Below are 26,173 nucleotides of genomic sequence, written 5' to 3' on the forward strand. Positions count from 1 at the left end.
CGCCGGCGCAGGCGCGTACAGTGGCCGGGCTTCCCCGACGGTACCTTGCCGATGTCCACCACCACGCCCATGCCCGCCGCCTTCCTCGGTCATGGCAGCCCGATGAACGCGCTGGAGCGCAACCGTTACACCGATGCCTGGCGCGCGTTCGGCGCCTCGGCGCCGCGGCCGCGCGCGATCCTGGCGGTGTCGGCGCACTGGTACGGCAACTTCACCGCGGTCACGGCGATGCCGAAGCCGCGCACCATCCACGACTTCTACGGCTTCCCGCAGGCGCTGTTCGACGTGCAGTACCCGGCGCCGGGCCTGCCGGAACTGGTCGAGGAAGTCGCCGACGCGGTGCGCCCGGACCGGGTGGGCGCCGACGTCGACGGCTGGGGCATCGACCACGGCACCTGGTCGGTGCTGGTCCATGCCTTCCCGAAGGCCGACGTGCCGGTGGTGCAGCTGTCGATCGACGCGCGCAAGCCACCGGAATGGCACCTGGCGCTGGGCGCGAAGCTGGCGGCGCTGCGCCAGCGCGGGGTGATGGTGGTCGGCAGCGGCAACGTCGTGCACAACCTGCGCGCGATCGACTGGAACCGGCCCGACGGCGCCTTCGACTGGGCGCGACGCTTCGAGGAGGACGCGCGCGCGCTGATGCTCGAACGCCCCGCAGACGTGCCCTTGCTGGTCGCGCACCCGGACTACCGCCTGGCCGTGCCGACGCCGGACCACTTCCTGCCGCTGCTCTACCTCGCCGGCCTGGCCGCCGCGTCCGGGCGTGCGCCCGACGTGCTTGTCGACGGCTATGCCTATGGCTCGCTGTCGATGACCTCGTACGCGCTGGACGCGCATTGCCCGCAGGCCACGGGCAGCGAAGGCGCGGCGCCGCTGGACACGGCCCTGCCGCCGGAAGACGCCAACGTCTGAGCACGCGCGGCGGCGTTACCATCGGCGCTCCCCACGGAGCCTGCCCATGACGATCTCCCTGCGCGCCTGTGTCCTGCTGTCGCTGCTGCTGCCAGCCCAGGGGGCTATGGCAGTCGAGACCGCTGCCGAGGCGGCGGCACGGCAGCAGCCGGCGATGGTCGAGTGGCGGCGCGACTTCCACCGGCATCCGGAACTGGGCGGGCACGAGACTCGCACCGCCGAAACCGTCGCCCGCGAACTGCGCGCGATGGGCCTTGAGCCGCGCACCGGCATCGCCCGCACCGGCGTGGTCGCGGTGCTGAGGGGCGCGCTGCCGGGGCCGCGCATCGCCCTGCGCGCGGACATGGACGCGCTGCCGGTGAAGGAGGAGACCGGGCTGCCGTTCGCGTCCACCGCCACCTCGAGTTACCGCGGCCAGCCAGTGGGCGTGATGCACGCCTGCGGCCACGACCTGCACATGGCGATCCTGCTGGGCGTGGCGCGCGCGCTGGTCGAGCGCCGCGACAGCCTGCGCGGCGAGGTCATGTTCGTGTTCCAGCCCTCGGAGGAAGGCCCGGACGAGCCGGGTGCGCCGTTCGGCGCGCGGCTGATGCTGGACGAGGGCGTGTGGAAGGATTTCCGGCCGGAGGCGGTGTTCGGCCTGCACGTGTGGTCGTCGCTGCAGGTCGGCCAGGTCGGTTTCCGCAGCGGGCCGCTGCTGGCCAGCGCCGACGAGTGGACGCTGCGGATCCGCGGCCGCCAGACCCATGGCTCGCGGCCGTGGGACGGGGTCGATCCGATCACCATCGGCGCGCAGGTGCTGCTGGGCACGCAGAGCATGATCGCCCGCCAGGTGAACATCGCCAGCACGCCGGTGGTGCTGACCGCCGGCCAGTTCAACAGCGGCGTGCGTTTCAACATCATCCCCGACGAGGCGGTGCTGGTCGGCACGCTGCGTACCTTCGACCCGGAGGTGCGCGAGGACGTGGTCGCGCGCTTCCGCCGTATCGCCGACGGCTACGCGCAGGCGGCCGGCGGCAGTGCCGAGCTGTCGGTGGCCAGCAACGCCCCGGCGACGATCAACGACCCGGCGCTGGCGCGGCGGGTGCTGCCCTCGCTGCAGGCGGCGGTGGGCGCCGGCAACGTGGTCGAGATGCCGCTGCAGACCATCGCCGAGGACTTCGCCCAGTTCGCCAACGAGGTGCCCGGCGCGTACTTCCTGGTCGGCACCACCCCGGCCGGGCAGGATCCGGCGAAGATGCCGATCAACCACTCGCCGCAGTACGCGCCGGACGAGGCGGCGCTGGAAACCGGCGCGCGGGCCATGCTGCAGGTGGTGCTGGATTACCTGGGCGACGGGCCCGGCTGAGCCTTCAGCGGATCCGTGGCTGCGCCGCGAACCACGGCCGCAACCGCCGCAGCGCCTCCTCCACCTGCATCGTTGCCGGGGCGAAGCTGAAGCGGATGAAGCGGTGGCCGTCCACCGGATCGAAGTCCACGCCCGGGGCCAGGGCCACGCCGGTGTCTTCGAGGATGCGCTTGCACAGGGCCAGGCTGTCGTCGGTGAGGTGGGACACGTCGGCCCAGATGTAGAACGCGCCGTCGGGCGGGGCGATGCGCTCCAGGCCCAGGTCCGGCAACGCCTGCAGCAGCAGCTGGCGGTTGCGCGCATAGGTGGCGCGGTGGCCTTCCAGCTCCCGGATGCAGTCCATCGCCACCAGCGCCGCCTGCTGGCTGGGCGAGGGCGGGGTCAGGAACAGGTTGCCGGCGTGGGCGCGCGCGCTGTCCACGTGCGCCGGCGGGACCAGCAGCCAGCCCAGGCGCCAGTCGACCATCGAGTAGTACTTGGAGTAGCTGTTCACCACCATCGCATCCGGCGCGTACTGCAGGATCGAATGCGCCGGCTGGGTGTAGTGCAGGCCGTGGTAGATCTCGTCGGACAACAGGACGATGCCGCGCTCGCGGCAGACGTCCGCGATCGCGCGCAGCTCGTCCGGCTCGATGATGGTGCCGGTGGGATTGGCCGGGCTGGCGAGGATCACGCCGGCCGGCGCCGGGTCCAGCGCGGCGATCGCCGCGGCGGTGAGCTGGTAGCGGCTTTCCGGGCCGCAGCCGATCTCCACCGGCCGCAGGCGCGCGGCGATGGCGGTGTTGCGGTAGGCGATGTAACCGGGACGGGCGAAGGCGATGCGGTCGCCGGCCCCGAAGCGCGACAGCAATGCCAGCAGCAGCGCCGGCGAGGCGCCGCAGGTGAGGATGACCTGCGCCGGATCCACGTCCACGGCGTAGGCCTCGCGGTAGTGGCGGGCGATGCGCTGGCGCAGCGGCACGCTTTCCCAGTAGCCCGGTGGCGGCCGGTCGAGGCCCTCGCGCACCGCCGCCAGCGCCGCGGCCGGCGCCGGCGTGGACGGCTGGCCGAACTCCATGTGCACCACGGAACGGCCTTCGGCCTCCAGCGCGCGCGCCAGCTGGCTGATCGCGATCGCGCGGAACGGTTCGACGCGACCGCCCATGGCTCAGTTGCCCTGCTCGCGCGCGATCGCGCGCCAGCCGATGTCGCTGCGGTGGAACTCGTGGGCCCAGCGGATCGCGGCGACGCCGGCGTAGGCGCGGCGTTGCGCGTCGGACACCGAATCGCCCAGCGCGGCCACGCACAGCACGCGGCCGCCGGCGCTGAGCACGCGGCCTTGCGCGTCCAGCGCGGTGCCGGCATGGAACACCTTGGCCTCGGCCGGGACCGCGTCCAGGCCCTCGATCACGTCGCCGGTGACGGGCGATTCCGGGTAGGGCCGGGCGGCCATCACCACGCCCAGCGACGGGCGCGGATCCCACTGCGCCTGCACCTCGTGCAGGCGGCCGTCGATCGCCGCCTCGACCAGTTCGACCAGGTCCGACTGCAGGCGCAGCATCACCGGCTGGGTTTCCGGGTCGCCGAAGCGCACGTTGAACTCGATCACCTTCGGCGCGCCGCTGCGGTCGATCATCAGCCCTGCATAGAGGAAACCGGTGAAGGGGATGCCGTCGGCGGCCATGCCGGCCACGGTCGGTTCCACCACCTCGCGCATGATCCGCGCGTGCACTTCCGGGGTGACCACCGGCGCCGGCGAGTACGCGCCCATGCCGCCGGTGTTCGGGCCGGTGTCGCCGTCGCCGACGCGCTTGTGGTCCTGCGAGGTGGCCATCGGCAGCGCGGTCGTGCCGTCGACCATGGAAATGAAGCTGGCCTCCTCGCCCTCCAGGAACTCTTCGATCACCACGCGTGCGCCGGCGTCGCCGAAGGCGTTGCCGGAGAGCATGTCGCGCACCGCGGCCTCGGCCTCTTCCAGCGTCATGGCCACGATCACGCCCTTGCCGGCAGCCAGGCCATCGGCCTTGACCACGATCGGCGCGCCCTTCTCGCGGATGTACGCCAGCGCCGCTTCGACGTCGGTATGCACGGCGTAGAACGCGGTGGGGATGCCGTGGCGCTTCAGGAAATCCTTGGCGTAGGCCTTGCTGCCTTCCAGCTGCGCGGCGGCGGCGGTGGGGCCGAAGATGCGCAGGCCGGCGGCGCGGAAGCGGTCGACCACGCCGGCCACCAGCGGCACTTCCGGGCCGACCACGGTCAGCGCTACGCCCTCGTCCCGGGCCAGCTGCAGCAGGCCGTCCAGGTCGGTGACCTTGACCGGCACGTTGCGGCACTTGCCCTCGGTGGCGGTGCCGGCGTTGCCCGGGGCGACGATCACTTCGGACACGCGCGGCGACTGCGCCAGCTTCCACGCCAGCGCGTGCTCGCGACCGCCGGAACCGATGACGAGGACCTTCATGCTGCACTCCTGTACGGGCGCGGCATCGCCGCGCATTGTTCTGGACGGCCGCGAGGCCGGGATCAGCCGGCGGATGCGTCCGCGCAGTCGCCGGCGGGCATCTCCACTTCGAAGAACACGCCGCCCTCGCGATCGACGAAGCGGCGGACCAGGCGCGCATCGGTGGCCACCAGCGGTGCGATGGCCGGCACCGCGCACAGGTCGACCAGCGCCTCCTGCTCGGCCTCGCGCAACTCCTCGAAGCGCGGATGCTGGCGGGTCGCCTCGGCCTTGCCCTCGGGGCTGCGCACCAGCTGCACCAGGGCGTCGCCCTCCACCAGCACCGCCTCGATGACAAGGTCTTCGAAGTAGGGCTCGGGCAGGCCGGTGGCCAGCGCATCGCGCGCCTGGCGCAGGGCGGCGCCGTCCTGGCCGCAGGCGGCCACGGCCAGCGGCAGGCAGCAGGCGATCAGGCGCAGCGCTCGCATCGCGGCGGTCTCCGGATCAGTGGCGGAAGTGGCGCACGCCGGTGAACACCATGGCGATGCCGTGCGCGTCGGCCGCGGCGATCACCTCGGCGTCGCGCATCGAACCGCCCGGCTGGATCACCGCCTTGATCCCGGCCGCCGCGGCGGCGTCGATGCCGTCGCGGAACGGGAAGAACGCGTCGGAGGCCATCACCGAGCCCTCGACCACCAGGCCGGCGTCGGCGGCCTTGATCCCGGCGATGCGCGCCGAGTACACGCGGCTCATCTGCCCGGCGCCCACGCCGATCGTGCGGTTGTCCTTCGCATAGACGATCGCGTTGGACTTCACGAACTTGGCCACCTTCCAGGCGAACAGCAGGTCGGCGAACTGGGCTTCGGTCGGGGCCAGCCTGGTCACCACCTTCAGCTCGTCGCGGGTCACCACGCGGTCGTCGGCGGTCTGCATCAGCAGGCCCGAACCGACGCGCTTGACGTCGATGAAGCCCGGCGACGGCGGCGCCATCGGGATGCGCAGCACGCGCACGTTGGCCTTCTTCGTGGCGTATTCCAGCGCGCCGGCGTCATAGTCCGGGGCCAGCAGCACCTCGACGAACTGGCGGTCGAGGATGGTCCGCATGACGGCCGCGTCGACCGGGCGGTTGAAGGCGATGATGCCGCCGAAGGCGCTGGTCGGGTCGGTGGCGTAGGCCAGTTCATAGGCCTCGCCCGCGCCGGCGGCCACAGCCACGCCGCAGGGATTGGCGTGCTTGACGATCACGCAGGCCGGGGCGTCGAACTGGCGCACGCATTCCCAGGCCGCGTCGGCGTCGGCGATGTTGTTGTAGCTCAGCTCCTTGCCCTGCAGCTGGGTGAAGGTCGCCAGCGAACCCGGCGCCGGGTGCAGGTCGCGGTAGAAGGCGGCCTGCTGGTGCGGGTTCTCGCCGTAGCGCAGGTCCATCAGCTTGACGAAGCTGCCGTTGGCCTGCGCGGAGAACGGCGCGCGCACCGGCACATCGGCCGAGGTATCGGTGATCGCGGACAGGTAGTTGCTGATCGCCGCGTCGTACTGGGCCACGCGGTTGAACGCGGCCACCGACAGGGCGAAGCGGGTGGTGGCCGAGAGCTTGCCGTCGTTGGCTTCCAGTTCGGCCAGCAGGCCGGCGTACTGTTCCGGCGAGGTGGCCACGGCGACGCGGGCGAAGTTCTTGGCCGCGCTGCGCAGCATCGCCGGGCCGCCGATGTCGATGTTCTCCACCGCGTCGGCCAGGGTGCAACCGGCCTTGGCCGTGACCTGCTCGAACGGGTAGAGGTTGAGCACCAGCAGGTCGATCGCGCTGATGCCGTGCTGCGCCATCACCGCGTCGTCGATGCCGGCGCGGCCGAGCAGGCCGCCGTGCACGACCGGGTGCAGGGTCTTGACCCGGCCGTCCATCATTTCCGGGAAGCCGGTGACCTCGGACACGTCCTTGACCGGCAGGCCGGCCTCGCGGATGGCGCGGGCGGTGCCGCCGGTGGACAGCAGCTCGATGTTGCGCGCGGCCAGGGCGCGGGCCAGGTCGATCAGGCCGGTCTTGTCGGAAACGGACAGCAGTGCCCGGCGCACGGGCAGGAGGTCGGCGGTCATGGGGTCGGGGTGGTGCGGGAGGAAGGAGCGGAATTATAGCCGCCCGCCCCGCGTCGACCCCCGGTCGCGGACCGGCGCGCCTGCCCGGGCCGATCAGGCCAGGCCGTAGTCCTTCAGTTTCTTGCGCAACGTTGCCCGGTGGATGCCCAGCAGCGCCGCGGCGCGGCTCTGGTTGCCTTCGCAGTGGTTGAGCACTTCCACGAACAGCGGGATTTCCATCTCGCGCAGCACGATCTCGTACACGTCGTTGGCTTCGACGCCATCGAGGTCGCGCAGGTAGCGGCGCACCGACTGGGCCACGTGCTCGCGCAGCGGCGGACGGGAAGTGGTGCGGCCGGAGTCGGCGCGGGAGCTGGTGTTCTGCTGCACGGGGATTCCGGATCTGCGATCCGCATCGAAGCGGGCAGGGGAGTCTAGCGCGGGAGCCGGGCCGCTGCCATTGGGCCTGGCCGCGAGCGGCCGTCAGCGGAACTCGAACGCGAACGCCACCGTGCCCGGCGCGGGCTCCTGCACCATAAAGGTGATCTGCGCGCTCTGTCCCGGAGACAGCAGCGCGTCCGGCGCGGCGCCGAGGTATTCGGCAGGCAGGAACACGCGGCTGCCGAGCACGCGGCCGTCGGCATCGGACAGGGCCAGCTGCAGCGCCGGCCAGGCCTGCGCCCAGCGCGCGTCGTTGCGGAAGCTCGCGTCCACGCGCAGCGCGCCCGGCTGCGCCGCCGGGCGCACCTGGCGGTCGAGCATGGTGAACGCGGCCGGTTCATGCCACGGCGGCAGTTCGCACCGGAACACGCCGCACAGCGTGGCGACCAGCGGCCGCCAGCGGGCATCGGCCGCCAGGCGCGCGCGGTCGGCGAGCAGCACCTGCACGACCAGCAGCAGGGCCAGCAGCGCGATCAGCGGCCATTGCCAACGCGAGGCGGCGCGGCGCGGCGCCACGGCCGCCATCGGTGCGGGCGCCGCGTTGGCGTCTCCGGGGGCGGCGGCGAACAGCTGCGCCGTGTCTTCCGGCGGCGGCGTTGCGAGGGCGCCGCCGGCTTCGGCCGGCGAAGCGTCTTCCGGCGTGGCCGTCCCCGCGCCCGGGCCTGCGTCCTCGCCGGCGCCCGGCTCGTCTTCCAGCGGCCGGCCGCAACGCGGGCAGGCGGCCGGCAACGGCCGCGACTGCGGGTGGTAGGCGACCAGGAACTGGCAATGCGGACAGGGATAGAACATGCGCCCTATTCAAGCATGCCCGCCCCGGCCTCCGCGATCCGGGCAAGCCCGAGGGCCGGCGCTGCCTAGCGGCGCACGCCCTCGATGCGCACCCAGTCTTCCTCGGTGGCGACCTCGAGGTCGTCGAACCACTGCGCGTAACGCTGCAGCAGTTCGCCTTCCTGGCCGCGGAGGATGCCGGACAGGGCGATGCGCCCGCCCGCGGCGACGCGCGCGGCCAGCACTTCGGCCAGCGCGTCCAGCGCTACGGCCAGGATGTTGGCGACCACGACCGGGTAGGTCGCGGCCGGCTCGTCCTGCGGCAGGTACACGGCCAGGCGCTCGCCGACTTCGTTGCGCGCGGCATTGTCGGCGCTGGCCAGCAGCGCCTGCGGGTCGTTGTCCACGCCCACTGCCTGCGCCGCGCCGAGCTTGAGCGCGGCCAGGGCGAGGATGCCGGAGCCGCAGCCGAAGTCGAGCACGCGTACGCCGTCGAGCATGCCGGCCGCGGCCAGCCGGTCCAGCCAGCGCAGGCACAGCGCGGTGGTCGGATGGGTGCCGGAACCGAAGGCCAGTCCCGGGTCCAGGCGCACGATCGCCGCGCGCTCGTTGTCGGCCTCCGGCGGCAGCTCGTGGTTCCACGGCACGATCCAGGTGCGGTCGCCGAAGCGCATCGGCCTGAACGTGTCCAGCCAGGCGCGTTCCCAGTCCTGGTCCTCGACCGTGCGGAACGAGGCGCTGGCCCAGTCCAGCTCCGGATCGAAGGCTTCCAGCGCGGCCAGCAGGGCCAGCGCGTCGGTCCCGGCGTCGAACAGCGCGGTCAGCACCAGCGACTTCCAGATCGGCGTTTCGCCCACGCCCGGTTCGAGGATGGCGCGCTCGTTCGGGGTGTCGGCGTCGGCGTCGAGCAGGGTGACCGACAGCGCGCCGACGTCCTCCAGCGCGCGCTCGTAGCGCGGCTGCTCGGCTTCGGTGCTGCGCAGGCTCAGTTCGAGGTAGGGCATGGCGTCGTGGGGGCGGTGCGTGCGGGGAACGCGATTGTCTCACGCGCCGGCGATGGCGGCCCCGGCAACAGGCGGGCGGGCGACCCGGGCCGCCACAACGCAAAGGGGCCGGCGATGCCGGCCCCCGTGCGTTCCCCTGCGACCGTGCGATCAGCCGAGGGCGATGGACTGGTTCTTGCGCTCGGCCAGGCGCTTTTCCAGGTAATGGATGTTCTGGCCGCCGGCCTGGAAGCCCTTGTCGCGCATGATCCGCTGCTGCAGCGGGATGTTGGTCTTGATCCCGTCGACCACCATCTCGCTCAGCGCCACGCGCATGCGGCAGATCGCGGTCTCGCGGTCCGGGCCGTGCACGATCAGCTTGCCGATCATCGAGTCGTAGTTCGGCGGCACGCGGTAGCCCTCGTACACGTGGGTGTCCACGCGCACGCCCGGGCCGCCCGGCGCGTGGAAGTGCTGGATCAGGCCGGGGCTGGGGAAGAAGGTCTCCGGGTCCTCGGCGTTGATGCGGCATTCGATCGCGTGGCCGTTGAGGACCACGTCCTCCTGGCGGATGCGCAGCTTCTGGCCGGCGGCGATGCGCAGCTGCTCGGCGACCAGGTCGATGCCGGTCACCATCTCCGTCACCGGATGCTCCACCTGGATGCGGGTGTTCATCTCGATGAAGTAGAAGCGGCCGTCCTCGTACAGGAACTCGAAGGTGCCGGCGCCGCGGTAGCCGATGCGCAGGCAGGCCTCGACGCAGACCTTGCCGATCTGCGCGCGCTGCTCCGGGGTGATGCCCGGCGCCGGCGCTTCCTCGACCACCTTCTGGTGGCGGCGCTGCATCGAGCAGTCGCGCTCGCCCAAGTGGATGGCGTTGCCCTGGCCGTCGGCCAGCACCTGGATCTCCACGTGGCGCGGGTTCTCCAGGAACTTCTCCATGTAGACCTCGCCGTTGCCGAACGCGGCCTTGGCCTCGGTCTTGGTGGTCTCGATCGCCGCCTTCAGCGCGCCCTCGGCGTGGACCACGCGCATGCCGCGGCCGCCGCCGCCGCCGGCGGCCTTGATGATCACCGGGTAGCCGATCTCGCGGGCGATGCGGGTGTTGGCGACGATGTCGTCGCCCAGCGGGCCGCCGGAACCGGGCACGCAGGGCACGCCGGCGGCCTTCATCGCGCGGATCGCCTCGACCTTGTCGCCCATCAGGCGGATGGTGTCGGCCTTCGGGCCGATGAAGACGAAGCCGGACTGCTCCACGCGCTCGGCGAAGTCGGCGTTCTCGGAGAGGAAGCCGTAGCCTGGGTGGATGGCCTGCGCGTCGGTGACCTCGGCGGCCGCGATGATCGAGGCCATGTTGAGGTAACTGTCGGTGGAGGGCGCCGGGCCGATGCACACCGACTCGTCGGCCATGGCCACGTGCTTGAGGTTGCGGTCCACGGTGGAGTGGACGGCCACGGTGCGGATGCCCATCGCGTGGCAGGCACGCAGGATCCGCAGGGCGATCTCGCCGCGGTTGGCGATTACGACTTTATCAAGCATGGGATTCGGGATTCGGGATTGGGGATTCGTAAGAGGCACCCGGGTCGCGCAGGGTTCGCGAGATGTCGAGCGAGCGGATCAGTGCGTTGAGGCGGGAGAAAGTGCGATCCAGCTGTTCGATGGCAGCGGCGTCGTGTTCGCAGTAACCCAGGCGTTCGGCGATCTCCAGCTGGGTGCCGATCTCGGCGAGGGAGCCTCGCGCCATGGACAGGAAATGCAGGTAGTCGGCCGTGGATCTGCGGGCGGCGCCCTCGGCGATGTTGGATGGTACGCTCACCGCCGCCCTGCGCAGCTGCAGGGTGAGCCCGAGCCGCTCATCGGCCGGGAAACGGGCCGTCATCCGGTATATGGATTCGACCAGCGACATCGCGTCCCGCCACACATCGAGGCGCTCATGCGGTCGCAGCTTTTCCGAATCCCGAATCACGAAACCCGAATCCCGTCGTGACCGGCGTCAGCCGATCACGAACAGCGGCTGGTCGAACTCGATCGGCTGGCCGCTTTCGCACAGGATCGCGACGACGGTGCCGGCGACGTCGGCCTCGATCGGGTTGAACATCTTCATCGCCTCGATGATGCCCAGCGTCTCGCCGGCCTTGACCTGCTGGCCGACGGTGACGAACGCCGGCTTGTCCGGGGCCGGGGCGGCGTAGAAGGTGCCGACCATCGGGGCGCGGACCACGTGGCCCGGGGGCAGCTCGGCGCCGGCCTTGGCCGTGCCGCCGGTGGCCGACTCGGTGGGCGAGCTCATCGGCATCGGCGCCGCCGCCGGGGCGGCCGGGGCCGGGCTGCGCACTTCCAGCGCGGCGGCCGGGGCGGCCACGGCCACGCCGGTCGGGATGCGCGACAGGCGCACGCTCTCCTCGCCTTCCTTGATCTCGATTTCGGCGAGGTTGGATTCTTCCAGCAGGTCGATGAGCTTCTTGATCTTGCGCAGGTCCATGATGGCCTCGGTGTTGCAGAAAGGGGGGGGTCAGCCCGGCAGGCGCGCGAGCGCGGCGTCCAGGGCGTAGCGGTAGCTGTCGGCGCCGAACCCGCAGACCACGCCGACCGCCTTGTCGCTGAAGTAGCTGTGCTGGCGGAAGGGTTCGCGGGCGTGCGGGTTGGACAGGTGGATCTCGATGAACGGGATCGCCACCGCCGCCAGCGCGTCGCGCAGGGCGACGGAGGTGTGGGTGAAGGCGGCGGGGTTGAGCAGGATGAAGGCGGTGCCGTCGCCGCGCGCGGCCTGGACCCGGTCGACCAGGGCGTGCTCGGCGTTGGACTGGAACGATTCCAGCTCGTGGCCGGCGGCGCGGGCGCGCGCGGCCAGGTCGGCGTCGATGTCGGCCAGGGTGGTGCGGCCGTAGACCTCCGGCTCGCGGCTACCGAGCAGGTTGAGGTTGGGGCCGTGCAGGACCAGCAGTTTGGCCATGGAACGTTGCGGAACCGGAAAGGGCGGCAGTCTGCGCGAAGGCGCCATTCGTGTCCAGTTCGGCGAAGTTCGCAGCGTTTCAAGCAAATGTTTGAATTGCTGCGGGTGTCCCGCCGCGTGTGCGACGGGCGTCGGGTTCCGAGGCGCAGCGGTGGCCGCAAGGGAGCGGCCTCTCACACGCCCACCCCGACGGCCGGGGCAGGACGAAACCGTGACCGCAAAGTGCCCCACCCACAGCCACCACCCGTGAAAGGGGGGTGGGCCGTGCAGCTGCAGAGCTCGAGGGGCCGGGGCTGCCCCTCGCCCCCGAGCCTGCCCGCGCCGGAAAAGGGGGAAGGCTCAGTGCCTCGCCCAGTCCTCGATCTCCCCGGCCTCGAACGGCCCCAGTTTCTGCCGCACCACCCGCCCGCGCGCATCCACCAGCACGCTGTACGGCAGCAGGCCGCGGGTATTGCCCAGGTGCACGCTGGCGTCGGCCGGGCCCGGCTGGTCGATGAGGATCGGGTAGTCGACCGCTACGCGGGCGAGGAAGGCGCGCACGTTCTCCGGGGTGTCCAGGGCCAGGCCGACCACCTGTACGCCGCCGGCGCCCTGGGCGCGGGCGTAGCGCTGCAGCTCGGGCATTTCCTCGACGCAGGGCCCGCACCAGCTGGCCCAGACGTTGACCAGCAGCGGGCGCCCGGGGGCGATCGCGGCCAGATCGACGACGTTGCCGTCCAGGTCCGGGAGCCGGATCGCCGGCAAGGCATCGCCCGGTCTGGCCGGGTGGACCCCGGCGGGAACGGCCGCCGCCGCCGGGTCGCGCGAAGCCTGGCGGTCCTGCCACCCGCCGGCGGCCAGCAGGCCGAGCCCGCCCGCGGCCAGCGCCACCAGCAGCAGGCGCAGGGAGGCCGGATTCATCGCGCCGCCGCGCGCAGCAGGGCGTCCTCGACGATGGCGCCGGTCAGCACCGGCGGCAGCACCGCCGGTGGCGCGCCCGGGCCGTAGACCACGTACAGCGGCACGCCGACGGCCTTGTGTTCCTCGAGGAAGGCGCTGATCTGCGGGTCGGCATTGGTCCAGTCGCCACGCATGTAGACCGCATCCACGCGCTGCAGGGCGGTGCGGAAGGCCTCGCTGGACAGCACGTTGCGCTCGTTGGCCTTGCAGGTCACGCACCAGTCGGCGGTCATGTTGACGAACACCACCCGGTCCTCGCCGCGCAGGCGGTCCAGCGCGTCGGGCGAGTACGCCAGCACGCCTTCCGCGGCGGCGCGCGCCGCCGGCGGGGCCAGCCGGGTCACGCCCCAGGCCGGCAGGATCGCCACCAGCGCCAGCGCCAGGGCCAGCGCCTTGCCGACGCGGCGGCCCTGCCAGCGGCTGCGTTCGAACCACCACAGCGCCAGCGCCAGCACCGCCGCGCCCGCCAGCACCAGGGCGACCGCGTCGACCCCGCGCTGGCGGCCGAGGACCCACAGCAGCCAGACCGCGGTCAGGTACATCGGGAAGGCCAGCACCTGCTTGAGCGTCTCCATCCACGCGCCGGGCTTCGGCAGTCGCCGCGCCAGCGCCGGGACGAAGCCGATCAGCAGGAACGGCAGGGCCAGGCCCAGGCCCAGCATCAGGAACACCAGGATCCCGACCGCCGCCGGGGCGGCGAAGGCGTAGGCCAGCGCCGGGCCCATGAACGGGGCGATGCACGGGCTGGCGACCACGCAGGCCAGCACGCCGGTAAGGAAGTCGCCCGCCGGCCCGCTGCGCTCGGCGGCCAGGCCGCCGCCGATGCCGGCGCCAAGGGTGAACACCCCCGACAGGCTCAGGCCGACGGCGAACATCAGGTAGACCAGTGCGGCCACGAACCACGGCTGCTGCAGCTGGAAGCCCCAGCCGGCGGCCATGCCCGCGCTGCGCAGCGCCACCACCAGCGCGCCGACCGCGGCGAACGCGACCAGCACGCCGGCGGTGTACCAGAGCGCGTGCCGGCGCGCGTGGGCACGGCTTTCGCCGCTCTGCGCCAGGCCCAGCGCCTTCAGCGAGAGTACCGGCAGCACGCAGGGCATCAGGTTGAGGACCAGGCCGCCGAGCAGGGCCAGCACCAGGATGCCGGCCAGCGCCGGCGCGGAGGCCTCCGGCGGCGCGGTGCTGCGCAGGGCATTGCCGGCCGAGGCGTCGGGCACGGCGGTGACCGCGCCCGCTTCCTCCGGGGCGGCTGCATCGGTGGCAATGGCATCGGCGGTCGCCGCGCTTGCGGGCGTTGCTTCCGGCAGCGGCGGCGCCTCGCGCGGCGGCGGGCTGGCGTTGACCGTGCCGGCCGGCAGGTCCACCACGAGGCGGCGGGTCATCGGCGGGTAGCAGATGCCGTCGGTCTGGCAGCCCTGGAAGGTCGCCACCACGGTGGCCTGCGCCGCATCCGCGTGGCTGCGGTGCACCGGCAGCTGTACTTCGACCGCGTCGAAGTACACCACCACCTCGCCGAAGTGCTCGTCACGGTGGCGGCTGCCCTGCGGCCAGCGCGGCGCCTGGAGCTTCAGGCCCGGGTCGCCCTCGAGCACGAAGCGGCTGCGGTCGCGGTAGATGTAGTAGCCCGGCGCCGGCTCCAGCCGCACCAGGATGCGGTTGCCGCCATCGGCGATGGCCTCGGCGGCGAAGGCCTGCGCTTCCGGCAGCGCCGCCTGGCCGGGCAGCTGCAGGCCGCGCCGGCTCGCGCTGCCGAAGGCGGGCAGGCCGCCCGCGGCGCCGTTCGTCGGCAGGTCCACCTGCAGGCGCCGGGTCTGCGGTGGGTAGCAGATGCCGAGGTCGGCGCAGCCCTGGTACTTCACTTCCAGCTGGACCGGGCCGGCGCCCGGGCTGGCGCCCTCGAGCACCGCCAGCAGTTCGCCCCGGTAGGTCTCCACCGGGCCGAAGAACTCGTCGGTGTGGCGATCGCCGTCGGGCAGGCGCAGCTCGCCGCCGGTCAGGCCGCCGCTGGCCTTCACCGAGGTGCGGTGCCGGTACAGGTAATAGCCCTCGGCGATCTTCCAGCGCAGCTCGACCCGGTCAGGCGCGGTGGCGCTGGCGGAGAGCACGAAGGCCCGGTCGACCGGCAGCAGGTCGTCCTCGTCGACGGCCAGGGCGGGCAGGGCGGGCAGCAGCAGGCCCAGGGCCAGCAGCAGGCGGAACAGGCGGGGGAAGGGGGCGGTCATCGGAAGGGTCAGTCGCGGGTGGCCGCGGCCACCCAGTCCAGGTAGGCGGGCAGGCCGGCCCCGGCTTCGACCGCGACGATCTCGGGGAGTTCGTACGGGTGCAGGGCGCGCAGGCGCTCCACCAGGGCGGGCAGGCGGTCGGCCGGGGTCTTGGCCAGCAGCAGCACCTCGTCGGCCTGCTCGACCGCGCCCTGCCAGCGGTACACCGAGCGCATCGGCGGCAGCTGGCTGACGCAGGCCGCCAGCCGCTCCTCGACCAGGATGGTGGCCAGGCGGTGGGCGGTGTCGGGGTCGGGGCAGCTGCAGAACACGAGATGGACCGGCATGCGCGGAAGTGTACCCGGCCCCCCTTGAAAGTTCTCCGGCGCTCCCCCATCTGCCACTTCAACCCCGGTCACCGCACCGGGTTTCGTCCGCCTGCGGCGCTGGCAGTCGCCCCCGACGAGTGCTAGAGTTGCCGCCCTTTTTCCAACCCAGTCAATCACTTGAGAGGGATTGAAATGAGCAACATCAAGCCGCTGTACGACCGCGTTGTCATCAAGCGTACCGAAGAAGAGAAGGTCTCCGCCGGCGGCATCGTGATCCCGGATTCGGCCACCGAGAAGCCGATCAAGGGCCAGGTCATTGCGGTCGGCGAGGGCAAGGTGCTGGACAACGGCACGGTCCGTGCCCCGAAGGTCAAGGTCGGCGACCAGGTCCTGTTCGGCAAGTACGCCGGCACCGAGGTCAAGCTCGACGGCACCGAGTACCTGGTGGTGAAGGAAGACGACATCTTCGCCGTCCTGGGCTGATCCGCCCGACCCCCTTTCCATCCCATTCGAACCAAGAACTGAGGTAATCCTGCAATGGCTGCCAAGGAAATCCGTTTCGGTGAAGACGCCCGTTCGCGCATGGTGCGCGGCGTGAACATCCTCGCCAACGCCGTCAAGGCGACCCTGGGCCCGAAGGGCCGCAACGTCGTGCTCGAGAAGAGCTTCGGCGCCCCGACGATCACCAAGGACGGCGTGTCCGTCGCCAAGGAGATCGAGCTGGCCGACAAGTTCGAGAACATGGGCGCGCAGATGGTCAAGGAGGTTGCCTCCAAGACCTCCGACAACGCCGGCGACGGCACCACCACCGCCACCGTGCTGGCCCAGGCGCTGATCCGCGAGGGCATGAAGGCCGTGGCCGCCGGCTTCAACCCCATGGACCTCAAGCGCGGCATCGACAAGGCCGTCGTGGCCGCCGTCGAGGAGCTGAAGAAGCTGTCCAAGCCCACCGCCGACGACAAGGCGATCGCCCAGGTCGGCACCATCTCGGCCAACTCCGACGAGTCGATCGGCAACATCATCGCCGAGGCGATGAAGAAGGTCGGCAAGGAGGGCGTGATCACGGTCGAGGAAGGCTCGGGCCTGGAGAACGAGCTGGACGTGGTCGAGGGCATGCAGTTCGACCGCGGCTACCTGTCGCCGTACTTCATCAACAACCAGCAGAGCATGCAGTGCGAACTGGATGATCCGTTCATCCTGCTGCACGACAAGAAGATCTCCAACGTCCGCGACCTGCTGCCGATCCTCGAGGGCGTGGCCAAGGCCGGCAAGCCGCTGCTGATCGTGGCCGAGGAGGTCGAGGGTGAGGCCCTGGCGACCCTGGTGGTCAACACCATCCGCGGCATCGTCAAGGTGTGCGCGGTCAAGGCCCCGGGCTTCGGCGACCGCCGCAAGGCGATGCTGGAGGACATGGCCGTGCTGACCGGCGGCACCGTGATCTCCGAGGAGGTCGGCCTGCAGCTGGAGAAGGCCACCATCAAGGACCTGGGCCGCGCCAAGAAGGTGCAGGTCTCCAAGGAGAACACCACCATCATCGACGGCGCCGGCGACACCTCCGCCATCGAGGCCCGCATCAAGCAGATCAAGGCGCAGATCGAGGAGACCACCTCCGACTACGACCGCGAGAAGCTGCAGGAGCGCGTGGCCAAGCTGGCCGGCGGCGTGGCCGTCATCAAGGTCGGCGCCGCGACCGAGGTCGAGATGAAGGAGAAGAAGGCGCGCGTCGAGGACGCCCTGCACGCCACCCGTGCGGCGGTCGAGGAAGGCGTGGTGCCCGGCGGCGGCGTGGCCCTGCTGCGCGCCAAGAAGGCCATCGAGAACCTCAAGGGCGCCAACGAGGACCAGAACCACGGCATCCAGATCGCCCTGCGCGCGATGGAAGCCCCGCTGCGCGAGATCGTCAGCAACGCCGGCGAGGAGCCCTCGGTCGTGGTCAACCAGGTCAAGGCCGGCGAGGGCAACTTCGGCTACAACGCCGCCACCGGCGAGTTCGGCGACATGGTGCAGTTCGGCATCCTGGACCCGACCAAGGTCACCCGCACCGCGCTGCAGAACGCGGCGTCGATCGCCGGCCTGATGATCACCACCGAAGCCATGGTGGCCGAGCTGCCGAAGAAGGAAGAGCCGGCGGCTCCGGGCATGGGCGGCATGGGCGGCATGGACTTCTGAGTCCTGCTGCAGCAACCGCTGCGTCCGCTGTACCTGGAAAACCCCGCCGCGAGGCGGGGTTTTCTTTTGCGTGTCCCGGCCCCGAATGCAACCGCGTTCCCGCCGCCGTTGCCGCTGAAACGGTTGCGCGGCCCGGAAGCGGCTGTTATCAATGGCTCCGTGAGCACGCCGCGCGCCAGCTTCTACTTCTGGTACTACTTTCCGAAGCCCATGGCGGAGGAAGGGTTGCGCGCGTCCTGAAGTTCGAACAGACACGACACACCCCGGAAGCCGCCAGAGACCCTGGCGGCTTTTTTGTCGCCACCTCCGGCGGGATCGACCGACATCCCAGGAGCACCCACATGGCCCCCCACACCGACGACCTGCGCATCCGCCGCATCGATACGCTGGTTTCCCCGGCCCGGCTGATCGCCGAGCTGCCCTGCACCGAGGAGGCGTCGGAGACCGTCGCCGATGCCCGCCGCGCCCTGCACCGCATCCTGCACGGGCAGGACGACCGCCTGGCGGTGGTGATCGGGCCGTGCTCGATCCACGATCCGGCCGCGGCGATGGAGTACGCGCAGCGGCTGCGCCCGCTGCGCGACCGCCTCGGCGACGCGCTGGAGATCGTGATGCGCGTGTACTTCGAGAAGCCGCGCACCACGGTGGGCTGGAAGGGCCTGATCAACGACCCGGACCTGGACGGCAGCTTCAACATCAACAAGGGCCTGCGCCTGGCGCGCGGGCTGCTGCGCGACATCAACCTGCTCGGCCTGCCGGCCGGCTGCGAATACCTGGACACGATCTCGCCGCAGTACATCGCCGACCTGGTCGCCTGGGGTGCGATCGGCGCACGCACCACCGAGAGCCAGATCCACCGCGAGATGGCGTCCGGCCTGTCCTGCCCGGTGGGGTTCAAGAACGGCACCGACGGCAACGTGCGCATCGCCGCCGACGCGGTGATGGCGGCCTCGCAACCGCACCATTTCCTGGCCGTGACCAAGGACGGCCACTCGGCGATCGCCGCCACGGCCGGCAACCCGGACGGCCACGTGATCCTGCGCGGCGGCAAGGTGCCCAACTACGACGCCGGCAGCGTGCAGGCCGCCGCCGAGGTGCTGGCCAGGGCCGGGCTGCCGGCGCGGATCATGATCGACGCCAGCCACGCCAACAGCGGCAAGAACCCGGACAACCAGCCGGAGGTGGTCGAGGCGATCGCCCGCCAGGTCGAAGGCGGCGATGCGCGGATCATCGGCGTGATGGTCGAAAGCCACCTGGTCGGGGGCCGCCAGGACCTGGTCGACGGGCGCGCGCCCACCTACGGCCAGAGCATCACCGATGGCTGCCTGGACTGGGAGCGTTCGGTCGGCGTGCTGGAGCGGCTGGCGGAAGCGGTGCGCACGCGCCGAGCGCTCGCCCGGGAAAGCGCCGCGGCCTGACCGTGGCGCCCATCCGCGCGGGCAGCGGACTGCCTTGCGCGCGTGGCCGCTTCAGGCATCCTGCACGGCATGGACACCCTGCAACAGGCGAAGGCATGGAGCCGCGACGGATGGCGCCGCGGGATCGCCTGGTGGCATGGCCGTCCGCGCTGGCTGCGTCGCGCGCTGTGGACCGCCCTGCTGGCCTGGGGCGGGTACCTGGTGCTGGGCAACCTGTTCCTCAATACCCTGCTGCATCCGCTGGCCAATCGCCGGCCTGAGGCGTTCCAGGCGCAGTGGGGCGTGGCGCATACGCTGTTCCCCGGCTACGTGTCAGCGCGGCAGGTCCGCCTGCAGGGACAGGTGCGCGACCTCGCCTGGGACGTGCAGGCCGACCATGTGGCCGGACGCATCGCCCTGTGGCCCCTGCTGCGCCGTGAGCTGCGCGTGCCCTCGGTGGTGGCCCGCAACGTCGGCGGCGGCGTGCGCCACGTCGACCGCGCGCGGCCCGCGCCGGCGCCGCGCGCCGGCGGCTGGACCCTGCTGTTCGAGCGCATCGCCAGCGACAGCGTGCGCGAGGGCCACTACGACGGCCTGGTGCTGGAAGGCAACGGCAGCGCGAGCTTCGGCTTCTCCAAGCAGCTGCGCGGCGGGCCGATCCAGGTGCTCGACTCGAGCGTGCATTTCGATGGCGCGCGGCTGCGCGCCGGACCGCACACCCTGCTGGATGGCGCGACCCTCGATGGAGCGTTCTCGATCGCGCGGCATACGCATGCCGAAGCCCTCGGGCTGCGCACCCTGCTGCTGACCGACGCCGCACTGGGTCTCGACGCCGAAGGTGCCTCGCTGCGCGGCTACGTGGGTCCGGATGGCCGGTTCCGCGTCGGTCTGGTTCCGGGCGGTGGCCGCCTGCACGGCCGGCTGGTGGTCGACGATGGCGTGCTGCAGCCTGGTGGCCGGCTGGCGTGGACCGCGCCGGTGCGTGGAACCGGCGTGGCCGGCGACGTGCTGGACGACACCTTGAACGTGGACGTGCAGGTCGACGACGACATCGGCCTGCGCCTGCGGGTGCCCGGCCGCGAAGGCGGGTCGCTCGACCTCGATGCCGAGCTGCGCCTGCAAGGGCGCCAGCTGCCGGTGCAGGGCACGCTGGCCGGGCTGCTGCCGCGCGCCTCCGGGCATGTCGCCGGGCGCTGGCATTTCCCCTCGCTGGGCTGGGTCGCGCCGCTGTTCAACGCGCCGTCGTGGTTCGAACTGGAAGGCGCCGGCGAACTGCGCGCGGACCTGCGCGTGGAAGGCGGCCGGGTCGCGCCGGGCAGCCATGTCGAGCTGCCGGAAGTGGCTGCGGTGGCCACGGTCATGGGCACCGTCGTCAGCGGCCGCGGGCGCGTGCTCGCGGAGCTGGGCAGCGGCGACGGCGGCGCGCTGCAGACGCGGATGGAGGCGGCGCTGGACGGCTATGCGATCGCCGCCGCCGACGCGCCGCAGGCGCCGTTCGCGCGTGGCGACAACCTGCGGCTGGACGTGGTCGTCGACGGCATGCCCGCGCGCGGCGAAGGCCTGGCGGCGACGACGGCGCGGCTGCGTTTCAGCGACGCGGTCGTGCCGGACCTGCGCGTGTACAACCGCTTCCTCTCCGGGCAGATGCGCATCGAGCGCGGCCGGGGCAGCGCCAGCGCCGACCTGCAACTCGACGGCCGCGGCAACCTCGGCCAGGGCAAGGCCAGCGTGCAGGGCCGGGATGCGCGCATGTCGTTCGCTGGCCGCCAGCTGCGCGGCGACCTCGGCATCGACGCGCGTCTCCGCCGCGCCGACCTGGAGCAGCGCCGGTTCGACCTCGACGGCAGCCAGGTCCGGCTGCGCGACGTCAGCTTCCGCGACGCCGCCGGCCGCACGCGCCAGGGCTGGTGGGCGGACGTGGACCTGCCCGAGGCGCGGATCGACCTGCCCGCGGCGTCCCCGGCGCTGGTGCACGGGCGGGTCGGGGCGCAGGCGCGCGACGCCGGCTTCCTGCTCGACCTGTTCGGTGGCACCGACCGTCCGCGCTGGATGGAACGGCTCGTCGACTCCGGCAAGGCCCGGGCCGAGGGCAGAGTGCGCTGGCAGGGCGACACGCTGGTCCTCGATGGCGTGCACGCGCGAAACGACCGCTACGACGTCCATGCCCGCCTGGAGCTGTCGGACGGCCAGCATCGGGGCCAGCTGCTGGCCAGCATGGGCCCGCTGTCGGCGGGCCTGGGGCTCCAGGGCGACCACCACCAGTGGCACCTGCTGCGCGCGCGGGAGTGGTTCGAGGGCCATCCGCCGCTGCTTCACTGAGGAACCGCAGCCCGCCGATCCGGACGTGGCGCGTCCGGCCCGCGCGACGGTTTCATGTAATACCGGTGTCATCCTGCAGGTTTCCCCTATTCAGCAGAATTCCCAGCAAAAACAGGAAATTGAACCTGCCGGTGCTGTTTTGCAGTGCAGCGTGCAAAGCCCCTAACGCCTCCTTCACGATGGCCCCGCATCCCGACGTGGGGGAGGGAGCAGGCCCGCTGGCAGTTCGCTGCAAGCGGGCTTTTTTTATGTCCGCCGCCGACACCGGTGGCATGCCCCGCCGGCGGCGCCAGGCGTGGATACGCCGGTGTCCGCACGCCGCCGGCCGTATTCGTGGTGCATGCCACAATCGCGGCGATGACTACCTCCGCCGCTTCCACTGCTATCCCTCCCGCCGCCGCCGACCGCGAGGCGCTGCGCGAACACACCGGCGCACGCGCGCTGGCGATGCTGCGCTCGGCCTCGCCGCGCCACGCCGAGCTGCTCGAGGACGCAGGACTGTGCGAGCGGGTGGCGCGGGTGGCCCTGGCCAGCGACTTCGCCATCGAGACCCTGCGCCGGCAGCCGGCACTGCTGGAACACCTGGCCGCGGCCGATCCGGCGCCATTGCCCGCGCCGGTGCTCGATCCGGAACAGCCGACGGCCTGGCCGGCACAGCTGCGCCTGTACCGCACCGCCTGTTCGACCCGGCTGGTGTGGCGCGACGTGCTCGGCCTGGACGACGTCGAGGCCACGCTCGCCGGCAGCACGCGCCTGGCCGAGGAATGCCTGCAGCTGGGCCTTGAAGCGGTGGAGCGTGAATTCGCCGAACGCCACGGCGTGGTCCGCAGCGCCGACGGCGCGGTCCAGCGGCTGGTGGTGTTCGGGCTGGGCAAGCTCGGCGGCAGCGAACTGAACTTCTCCTCCGACGTCGACCTGGTCTACGCCTATCCGCAGGACGGCGAATCCGACGGCCGCCGCGCGCTGGCCGCCGAGGACTATTTCGCGCGGTTGGGCCAGCGCCTGGCCAAGCTGCTGGACGAGACCACCGCCGACGGCTTCTGCCACCGCGTCGACCTGCGCCTGCGTCCGTTCGGCAGCGCCGGCCGGGTGGCCTGGTCGTTCGCGGCGATGGACGGCTACTTCCAGCGCGAAGGCCGCGACTGGGAACGCTATGCCTGGCTCAAGGCGCGTACCGTGGCCGGCGACATCGCCGCCGGCGAGGCCTGGCTGGAGACACTGCGTCCGTTCGTCTACCGACGCTACCTGGACTACACCGCCCTGGACGGCCTGCGCACGATGAAGGCGGCGATCGTCGCGGAGATGCAGCGCCGCGACATGGCCGACGACCTCAAGCGCGGCCCCGGTGGCATCCGCGAGATCGAGTTCCTGGTGCAGTCGCTGCAGCTGATCCGCGGCGGCCGCGAGCCGGAGCTGCGCGGACGCAGCCTGCTGCCGGCGCTGCAGGCGCTGGTGGCCGCCGGCCAGGTCGCGCCGGACCACGGCGCCATGCTCGCCGATGCCTACCGTTTCCTGCGCCGGCTCGAGAACCGCGTGCAGATGCTGCGCGACGCGCAGACCCACGCGCTGCCCGAAGCGGCGGAGGACCGCGAACGGCTGGCGCTGGCGCTGGGCCGGCAAAGCTGGGAGGCGCTGCACGCCGAACTGGCCGGGTGGCGGGCGAAGGTCTCGGCCGAGTTCGAGGCGCTGCTGGTGCCGCGCCGGGCCAGCGCCGCGCCGGACGCGCTGGAAAGCTACTGGCGCGCGCTGCCCGATGGCGCCAGCGCCGACACGCTCGCGGCCGCCGGCTTCGCCGATGCCGAAGGCGCCGACGCGGCGCTGCGCGACTTCGCCCGCAGCGGCGGCGTGCGCGCGCTGTCCGACGCCGCGCGCGCGCGCCTGGACCGGGTGGTGCCGGCGCTGCTGGGCGCGGCGGCCGGTTCGGCGCAGCCCGAAGCCGCGCTGCGGCGCCTGCTTGGCCTGTTGCAGGCGATCCTGCGGCGCGCCAGCTACCTCGCCCTGCTCGACGAACAGCCCAGCGCGCTGGCGCGGCTGGTCGATGTGCTCGCGCGCAGCGCGCTGCTGGCCGAACGCATCGCCAACTACCCGCTGCTGCTGGACGAACTGCTCGACGCGCGGGTGGCCGGGCCGATGCCCGACGCCGACGCGATGCAGGCCGCCTGCGCCGCCGCCGCGCAGGACGAGGATCCGGAAGTGGCGCTGCGCTCGCTCAACGAAGTGCGCCAGGCGCTCAGCTTCCGCATCGCCCTGGCCACGCTGGACCGCCGCCAGCCGGCCGAGGACTGCGCGCGCCGCCTGGCTGCGCTCGCCGACGCGGTGGTGGGGCAGGTGCTGCGCATGGCCGGGTCCGAGGTGCGGGCCGCGCATGGCGAACTGCCGGGCGGACGCTTCGCGGTGGTCGGCTATGGCAGCCTCGGCGGCCGCGAGCTTGGCTTCGGTTCGGACCTGGACCTGGTGTTCCTCTACGACGCCGACCCCTCGGCGGTATCGGCCGGCACGCGCGCGCTGGAAGCCTCGCGCTGGTACACACGCCTGGCGCAGAAGGTCGTCGCCCTGCTCGGCGCGGTGACCAGCGCCGGGCGCCTGTACGAAACCGACATGCGCCTGCGCCCGGACGGCGGCAAGAGCCTGCTGGTGTCCTCGCTGGCCAGCTACTCGGAGTACCAGCAGCAGCGTGCATGGACCTGGGAACACCAGGCGCTGGTGCGGGCGCGCCCGGTCGCCGGCGACGCCTCGCTGCTGGCCGACTTCGAGCAGGTGCGTGCGCAGACCCTCGGTCGCGCCCGCGATGTCGCCGCGCTGGCCGCGGACGTCGGCCAGATGCGCCAGCGCATGCGCGCCGAGCTCGACCGCAGCGATGCCGGGCGCTTCGACCTCAAGCAGGGCGCCGGCGGCCTGGTCGACCTGGAATTCCTGCTGCAGTTCGCCGTGCTCGCCCGTTCCGCGCAGGTGCCGGCGCTGCTGGAGCCGCGCGACAGCCCCGGCCTGCTGCAGGCGCTGGGCGCGTGCGGCTGGCTGGGAGGACAGGAGATGGAAACGCTGCACCAGGCACACCAGGTGCTGCTCGAGGCCGGCCTGGCCTGCACCCTGGACCGTCGCCCGCGCCTGACCGCCGAAACCGGCGCGATCGCCGAAGCGCGCGCCGCCATCACCCGCGCGGTGGCCGCGCACGGGCTCTGCTTCGATCCGCCCGCGGCGTGACCCGCGCCAGGTGGCGCGCCGCCTGACGTGGAACTGCGGGTTACAGCGACAGCCGCTCGCGCACGATCGCGGCCACGCGCGCGGTCTCGCGCAGCGGCACCGCCGGGAACGGCGCGGCGGCGGCGTTGAAGGGGCGCACCCGGCCACGCTCCAGCAGCGAGCGCAGGAACACGCCGATTCGCCCGTCCGCGCAGCCGGCCTCCAGCACGTGCACCGGCGCGCGGGTCGCGCAGGCCTCGGACACCATGTTCACCGAGTCCGGGGTGCACACCAGCTCGTCGGCGCAGGCGAGCATGCCGGGGTAGGGGTTGGCGCCGCTGCCGTCCCACAGCAGGCCGGGCAGGCCACGCAGGCCGTTGCGCAGCGCGTCCAGGGCCGCCGCGGGCGTGCGCCGCGACACCGTGGCCAGCAGGCTGCCGCCTTCGGCGGACACGCGCTGGCGCAGCGCATCGAGCAGGTCCGGCAGCGCTTCGACCTTCCACGGCGCGTGGCGGGTCGGGCCGCCGACGAGCAGGGCGATGCGTGGGCGCTGCAGCCGCTGCAGCGCCGGATAGCGTGCCGCGGCGGTGGCCAGCCAGTCCTCGTCGACGGGGTTGAGGCTGCCGAGCACGGACACTACATTCTCGCCGCGCAGGCCGTCGTGTTCGGGCGCGACGACCACGTCCCAGTGGCGGGTGTCGATGCGCGGGTCGAGGATCTGCACCACGCGCGCGCCGCGTCGGCGCAGCAGCCGCGTCGCCAGCGCGCCCTGGCGGCCGCAGCCGATCGCCAGCGCGGGCGGGTGCGCCAGGTCCGCGGCGAAGGCCGGGCCGAACGCATGCGTCGCGCCAGGCAGCAGCCGTGGCGCCAGCCAGCGCCACGGTGCCCGCGGGAACAGCGCCGGCGCATGCGGAGTGGCGGAGTGGAGCGCGCGCGCGAGCGCTTCGGCCTGGCGCAGGTTGCCGGCGTTGCCGTCGGTCAACACCCAGGTACCGCCATCCGTCGCGGGTCGTTGCGAAAACGACATTGATTCGTTCCGTACTGGTCTGGCGCCGACGGCAGCTGCAACAGCCTACACTGTGGCAAGCCTTGGGGAGGGCCAACGATGGCCCGAAGCCTGCCCGCAGAAAACCGTAGAAGGACCATCATGCCGCACCCGCTGAACGACGCCGCCCTCGACCAGCTGTTCCGTACCGCCCGTACCTACAACGCCTTTTCCGGCGAAGTCAGCGACCAGACCCTGCGGCAGCTTTATGACCTGCTGAAGTTCGGTCCGACCCAGGCCAATACCACCCCGGCCCGTTTCGTCTTCGTGAAGTCGCCCGAAGCCAAGGCCAAGCTCGGCCCGGCGCTGGCCGAAGGCAACTACGCCAAGACCATGGCCGCGCCGGTGACGGTGATCATCGGCCGCGACGAAGCCTTCCACGAGAAGCTGCCCTACCTGTTCCCGCACACCGACGCCAAGGCCTGGTTCGAGGGCCCGCGCGAGAACCGCTACACGCCGTCGCTGCGCAACTCCTCGCTGCAGGCCGGCTACCTGATCCTGGCCGCGCGCGCGCTGGGCCTGGACGCCGGCCCGATGACCGGCTTCGATGGCGCCAAGGTCGACGAAGCGTTCTTCGCCGGCACCAGCATCAAGTCCGACATCCTGGTGAACCTCGGCAAGGGCGATCCGGCCAGCATCTTCCCGCGTTCGCCGCGCCTGTCGTTCGACGAGGCCGCACGCATCGAATGACGCGTCGTTAGCG

At 72.1% G+C, this 26,173-nt stretch carries 23 protein-coding genes; 8 read left to right on the forward strand and 15 right to left on the reverse strand.

The features are described 5' to 3' along the window. Positions 1–51 precede the first annotated feature (51 nt). The gene (gene ygiD / locus PSEJ35_RS0105180; RefSeq protein ID WP_037082440.1) at positions 52–912 is read left to right on the forward strand and encodes a 4,5-DOPA dioxygenase extradiol; all 861 of its coding nucleotides are present in this window, start codon (positions 52–54) and stop codon (positions 910–912) included. 46 nt (positions 913–958) lie between these two features. Next, a complete protein-coding gene (locus tag PSEJ35_RS0105185; protein WP_037082442.1) occupies positions 959–2,260 on the forward strand; it encodes an amidohydrolase in 1,302 nt (433 codons plus the stop codon). A 4-nt stretch (positions 2,261–2,264) separates the two neighbouring features. Here the strand turns inward: PSEJ35_RS0105185 and PSEJ35_RS0105190 are convergent, their stop codons facing one another. From PSEJ35_RS0105190 to cutA, 14 genes are all read right to left on the reverse strand, one after another. Further along, positions 2,265–3,404: an aminotransferase class I/II-fold pyridoxal phosphate-dependent enzyme gene (locus tag PSEJ35_RS0105190; RefSeq protein ID WP_028916873.1), complete on the reverse strand. Its 1,140-nt coding sequence runs from the start codon at positions 3,402–3,404 to the stop codon at positions 2,265–2,267. A 3-nt stretch (positions 3,405–3,407) separates the two neighbouring features. After that, positions 3,408–4,697, reverse strand: a complete 1,290-nt coding sequence (gene purD / locus PSEJ35_RS0105195) for a phosphoribosylamine--glycine ligase (protein WP_028916874.1) — start codon at positions 4,695–4,697, stop codon at positions 3,408–3,410. Positions 4,698–4,759: 62 nt separating this feature from the next. After that, positions 4,760–5,164 (reverse strand): hypothetical protein, encoded by a 405-nt coding sequence (locus tag PSEJ35_RS0105200; protein WP_028916875.1) that lies wholly within the window; start codon positions 5,162–5,164, stop codon positions 4,760–4,762. Positions 5,165–5,180: 16 nt separating this feature from the next. Further along, a complete protein-coding gene (purH, locus tag PSEJ35_RS0105205; RefSeq protein WP_028916876.1) occupies positions 5,181–6,767 on the reverse strand; it encodes a bifunctional phosphoribosylaminoimidazolecarboxamide formyltransferase/IMP cyclohydrolase in 1,587 nt (528 codons plus the stop codon). 93 nt (positions 6,768–6,860) lie between these two features. Further along, positions 6,861–7,136, reverse strand: coding sequence for a DNA-binding transcriptional regulator Fis (gene fis / locus PSEJ35_RS0105210; protein ID WP_028916877.1), 276 nt, complete (start codon positions 7,134–7,136; stop codon positions 6,861–6,863). Positions 7,137–7,229: 93 nt separating this feature from the next. Further along, positions 7,230–7,976 carry a DUF3426 domain-containing protein gene (locus PSEJ35_RS17410; RefSeq protein WP_051412506.1) on the reverse strand — a complete coding sequence of 249 codons (747 nt, stop codon included), beginning with the start codon at positions 7,974–7,976 and terminating at the stop codon, positions 7,230–7,232. Between the two features lie 65 nt (positions 7,977–8,041). Further along, on the reverse strand, positions 8,042–8,959 hold the full coding sequence (gene prmA, locus PSEJ35_RS0105220) for a 50S ribosomal protein L11 methyltransferase (RefSeq protein WP_028916878.1): 918 nt from the start codon (positions 8,957–8,959) through the stop codon (positions 8,042–8,044). Positions 8,960–9,109: 150 nt separating this feature from the next. Further along, complete coding sequence (accC, locus tag PSEJ35_RS0105225) at positions 9,110–10,477, reverse strand: acetyl-CoA carboxylase biotin carboxylase subunit (RefSeq protein WP_028916879.1); 1,368 nt, start codon at positions 10,475–10,477, stop codon at positions 9,110–9,112. Then, on the reverse strand, positions 10,470–10,904 hold the full coding sequence (locus tag PSEJ35_RS0105230; protein ID WP_028916880.1) for a four helix bundle protein: 435 nt from the start codon (positions 10,902–10,904) through the stop codon (positions 10,470–10,472). Before PSEJ35_RS0105230 ends, accC begins: the two co-directional genes overlap by 8 nt. A gap of 27 nt (positions 10,905–10,931) precedes the next feature. Beyond that, the gene (accB, locus tag PSEJ35_RS0105235; RefSeq protein ID WP_028916881.1) at positions 10,932–11,420 is read right to left on the reverse strand and encodes an acetyl-CoA carboxylase biotin carboxyl carrier protein; all 489 of its coding nucleotides are present in this window, start codon (positions 11,418–11,420) and stop codon (positions 10,932–10,934) included. A 30-nt stretch (positions 11,421–11,450) separates the two neighbouring features. Next, positions 11,451–11,891: a type II 3-dehydroquinate dehydratase gene (gene aroQ, locus PSEJ35_RS0105240; protein ID WP_028916882.1), complete on the reverse strand. Its 441-nt coding sequence runs from the start codon at positions 11,889–11,891 to the stop codon at positions 11,451–11,453. 339 nt (positions 11,892–12,230) lie between these two features. Then, positions 12,231–12,791, reverse strand: a complete 561-nt coding sequence (locus PSEJ35_RS0105245; protein ID WP_028916883.1) for a TlpA disulfide reductase family protein — start codon at positions 12,789–12,791, stop codon at positions 12,231–12,233. Continuing rightward, positions 12,788–15,052, reverse strand: a complete 2,265-nt coding sequence (locus PSEJ35_RS0105250; RefSeq protein WP_051412507.1) for a protein-disulfide reductase DsbD — start codon at positions 15,050–15,052, stop codon at positions 12,788–12,790. The genes PSEJ35_RS0105245 and PSEJ35_RS0105250 overlap by 4 nt, the downstream gene beginning before the upstream one ends. Positions 15,053–15,060: 8 nt before the next feature. Then, complete coding sequence (gene cutA / locus PSEJ35_RS0105255; protein ID WP_028916885.1) at positions 15,061–15,378, reverse strand: divalent-cation tolerance protein CutA; 318 nt, start codon at positions 15,376–15,378, stop codon at positions 15,061–15,063. A gap of 174 nt (positions 15,379–15,552) precedes the next feature. Here cutA and groES point away from each other — a divergent pair, with 174 nt between their 5' ends. The 5 genes from groES (at position 15,553) to glnE (ending at position 24,446) form a co-directional block, all read left to right on the forward strand. Next, the gene (gene groES, locus PSEJ35_RS0105260) at positions 15,553–15,843 is read left to right on the forward strand and encodes a co-chaperone GroES (protein ID WP_024867607.1); all 291 of its coding nucleotides are present in this window, start codon (positions 15,553–15,555) and stop codon (positions 15,841–15,843) included. Positions 15,844–15,897: 54 nt separating this feature from the next. Then, positions 15,898–17,529: a chaperonin GroEL gene (gene groL, locus PSEJ35_RS0105265; protein ID WP_028916886.1), complete on the forward strand. Its 1,632-nt coding sequence runs from the start codon at positions 15,898–15,900 to the stop codon at positions 17,527–17,529. Positions 17,530–17,870: 341 nt separating this feature from the next. After that, positions 17,871–18,947 (forward strand): 3-deoxy-7-phosphoheptulonate synthase, encoded by a 1,077-nt coding sequence (locus tag PSEJ35_RS0105270; protein WP_028916887.1) that lies wholly within the window; start codon positions 17,871–17,873, stop codon positions 18,945–18,947. 69 nt (positions 18,948–19,016) lie between these two features. Then, the gene (locus PSEJ35_RS0105275; RefSeq protein ID WP_051412508.1) at positions 19,017–21,245 is read left to right on the forward strand and encodes a hypothetical protein; all 2,229 of its coding nucleotides are present in this window, start codon (positions 19,017–19,019) and stop codon (positions 21,243–21,245) included. Between the two features lie 447 nt (positions 21,246–21,692). Beyond that, positions 21,693–24,446, forward strand: coding sequence for a bifunctional [glutamate--ammonia ligase]-adenylyl-L-tyrosine phosphorylase/[glutamate--ammonia-ligase] adenylyltransferase (gene glnE, locus PSEJ35_RS0105280; protein WP_156924736.1), 2,754 nt, complete (start codon positions 21,693–21,695; stop codon positions 24,444–24,446). 40 nt (positions 24,447–24,486) lie between these two features. Here the strand turns inward: glnE and PSEJ35_RS0105285 are convergent, their stop codons facing one another. Continuing rightward, positions 24,487–25,452, reverse strand: a complete 966-nt coding sequence (locus tag PSEJ35_RS0105285) for a mitochondrial fission ELM1 family protein (protein ID WP_051412509.1) — start codon at positions 25,450–25,452, stop codon at positions 24,487–24,489. A 120-nt stretch (positions 25,453–25,572) separates the two neighbouring features. Here PSEJ35_RS0105285 and PSEJ35_RS0105290 point away from each other — a divergent pair, with 120 nt between their 5' ends. Next, complete coding sequence (locus tag PSEJ35_RS0105290) at positions 25,573–26,160, forward strand: malonic semialdehyde reductase (protein ID WP_028916891.1); 588 nt, start codon at positions 25,573–25,575, stop codon at positions 26,158–26,160. The last annotated feature ends 13 nt before the right edge of the window (positions 26,161–26,173 follow it).

This window comes from Pseudoxanthomonas sp. J35, from assembly GCF_000513995.1.
In the GTDB taxonomy this organism is placed as follows: domain Bacteria; phylum Pseudomonadota; class Gammaproteobacteria; order Xanthomonadales; family Xanthomonadaceae; genus Pseudoxanthomonas.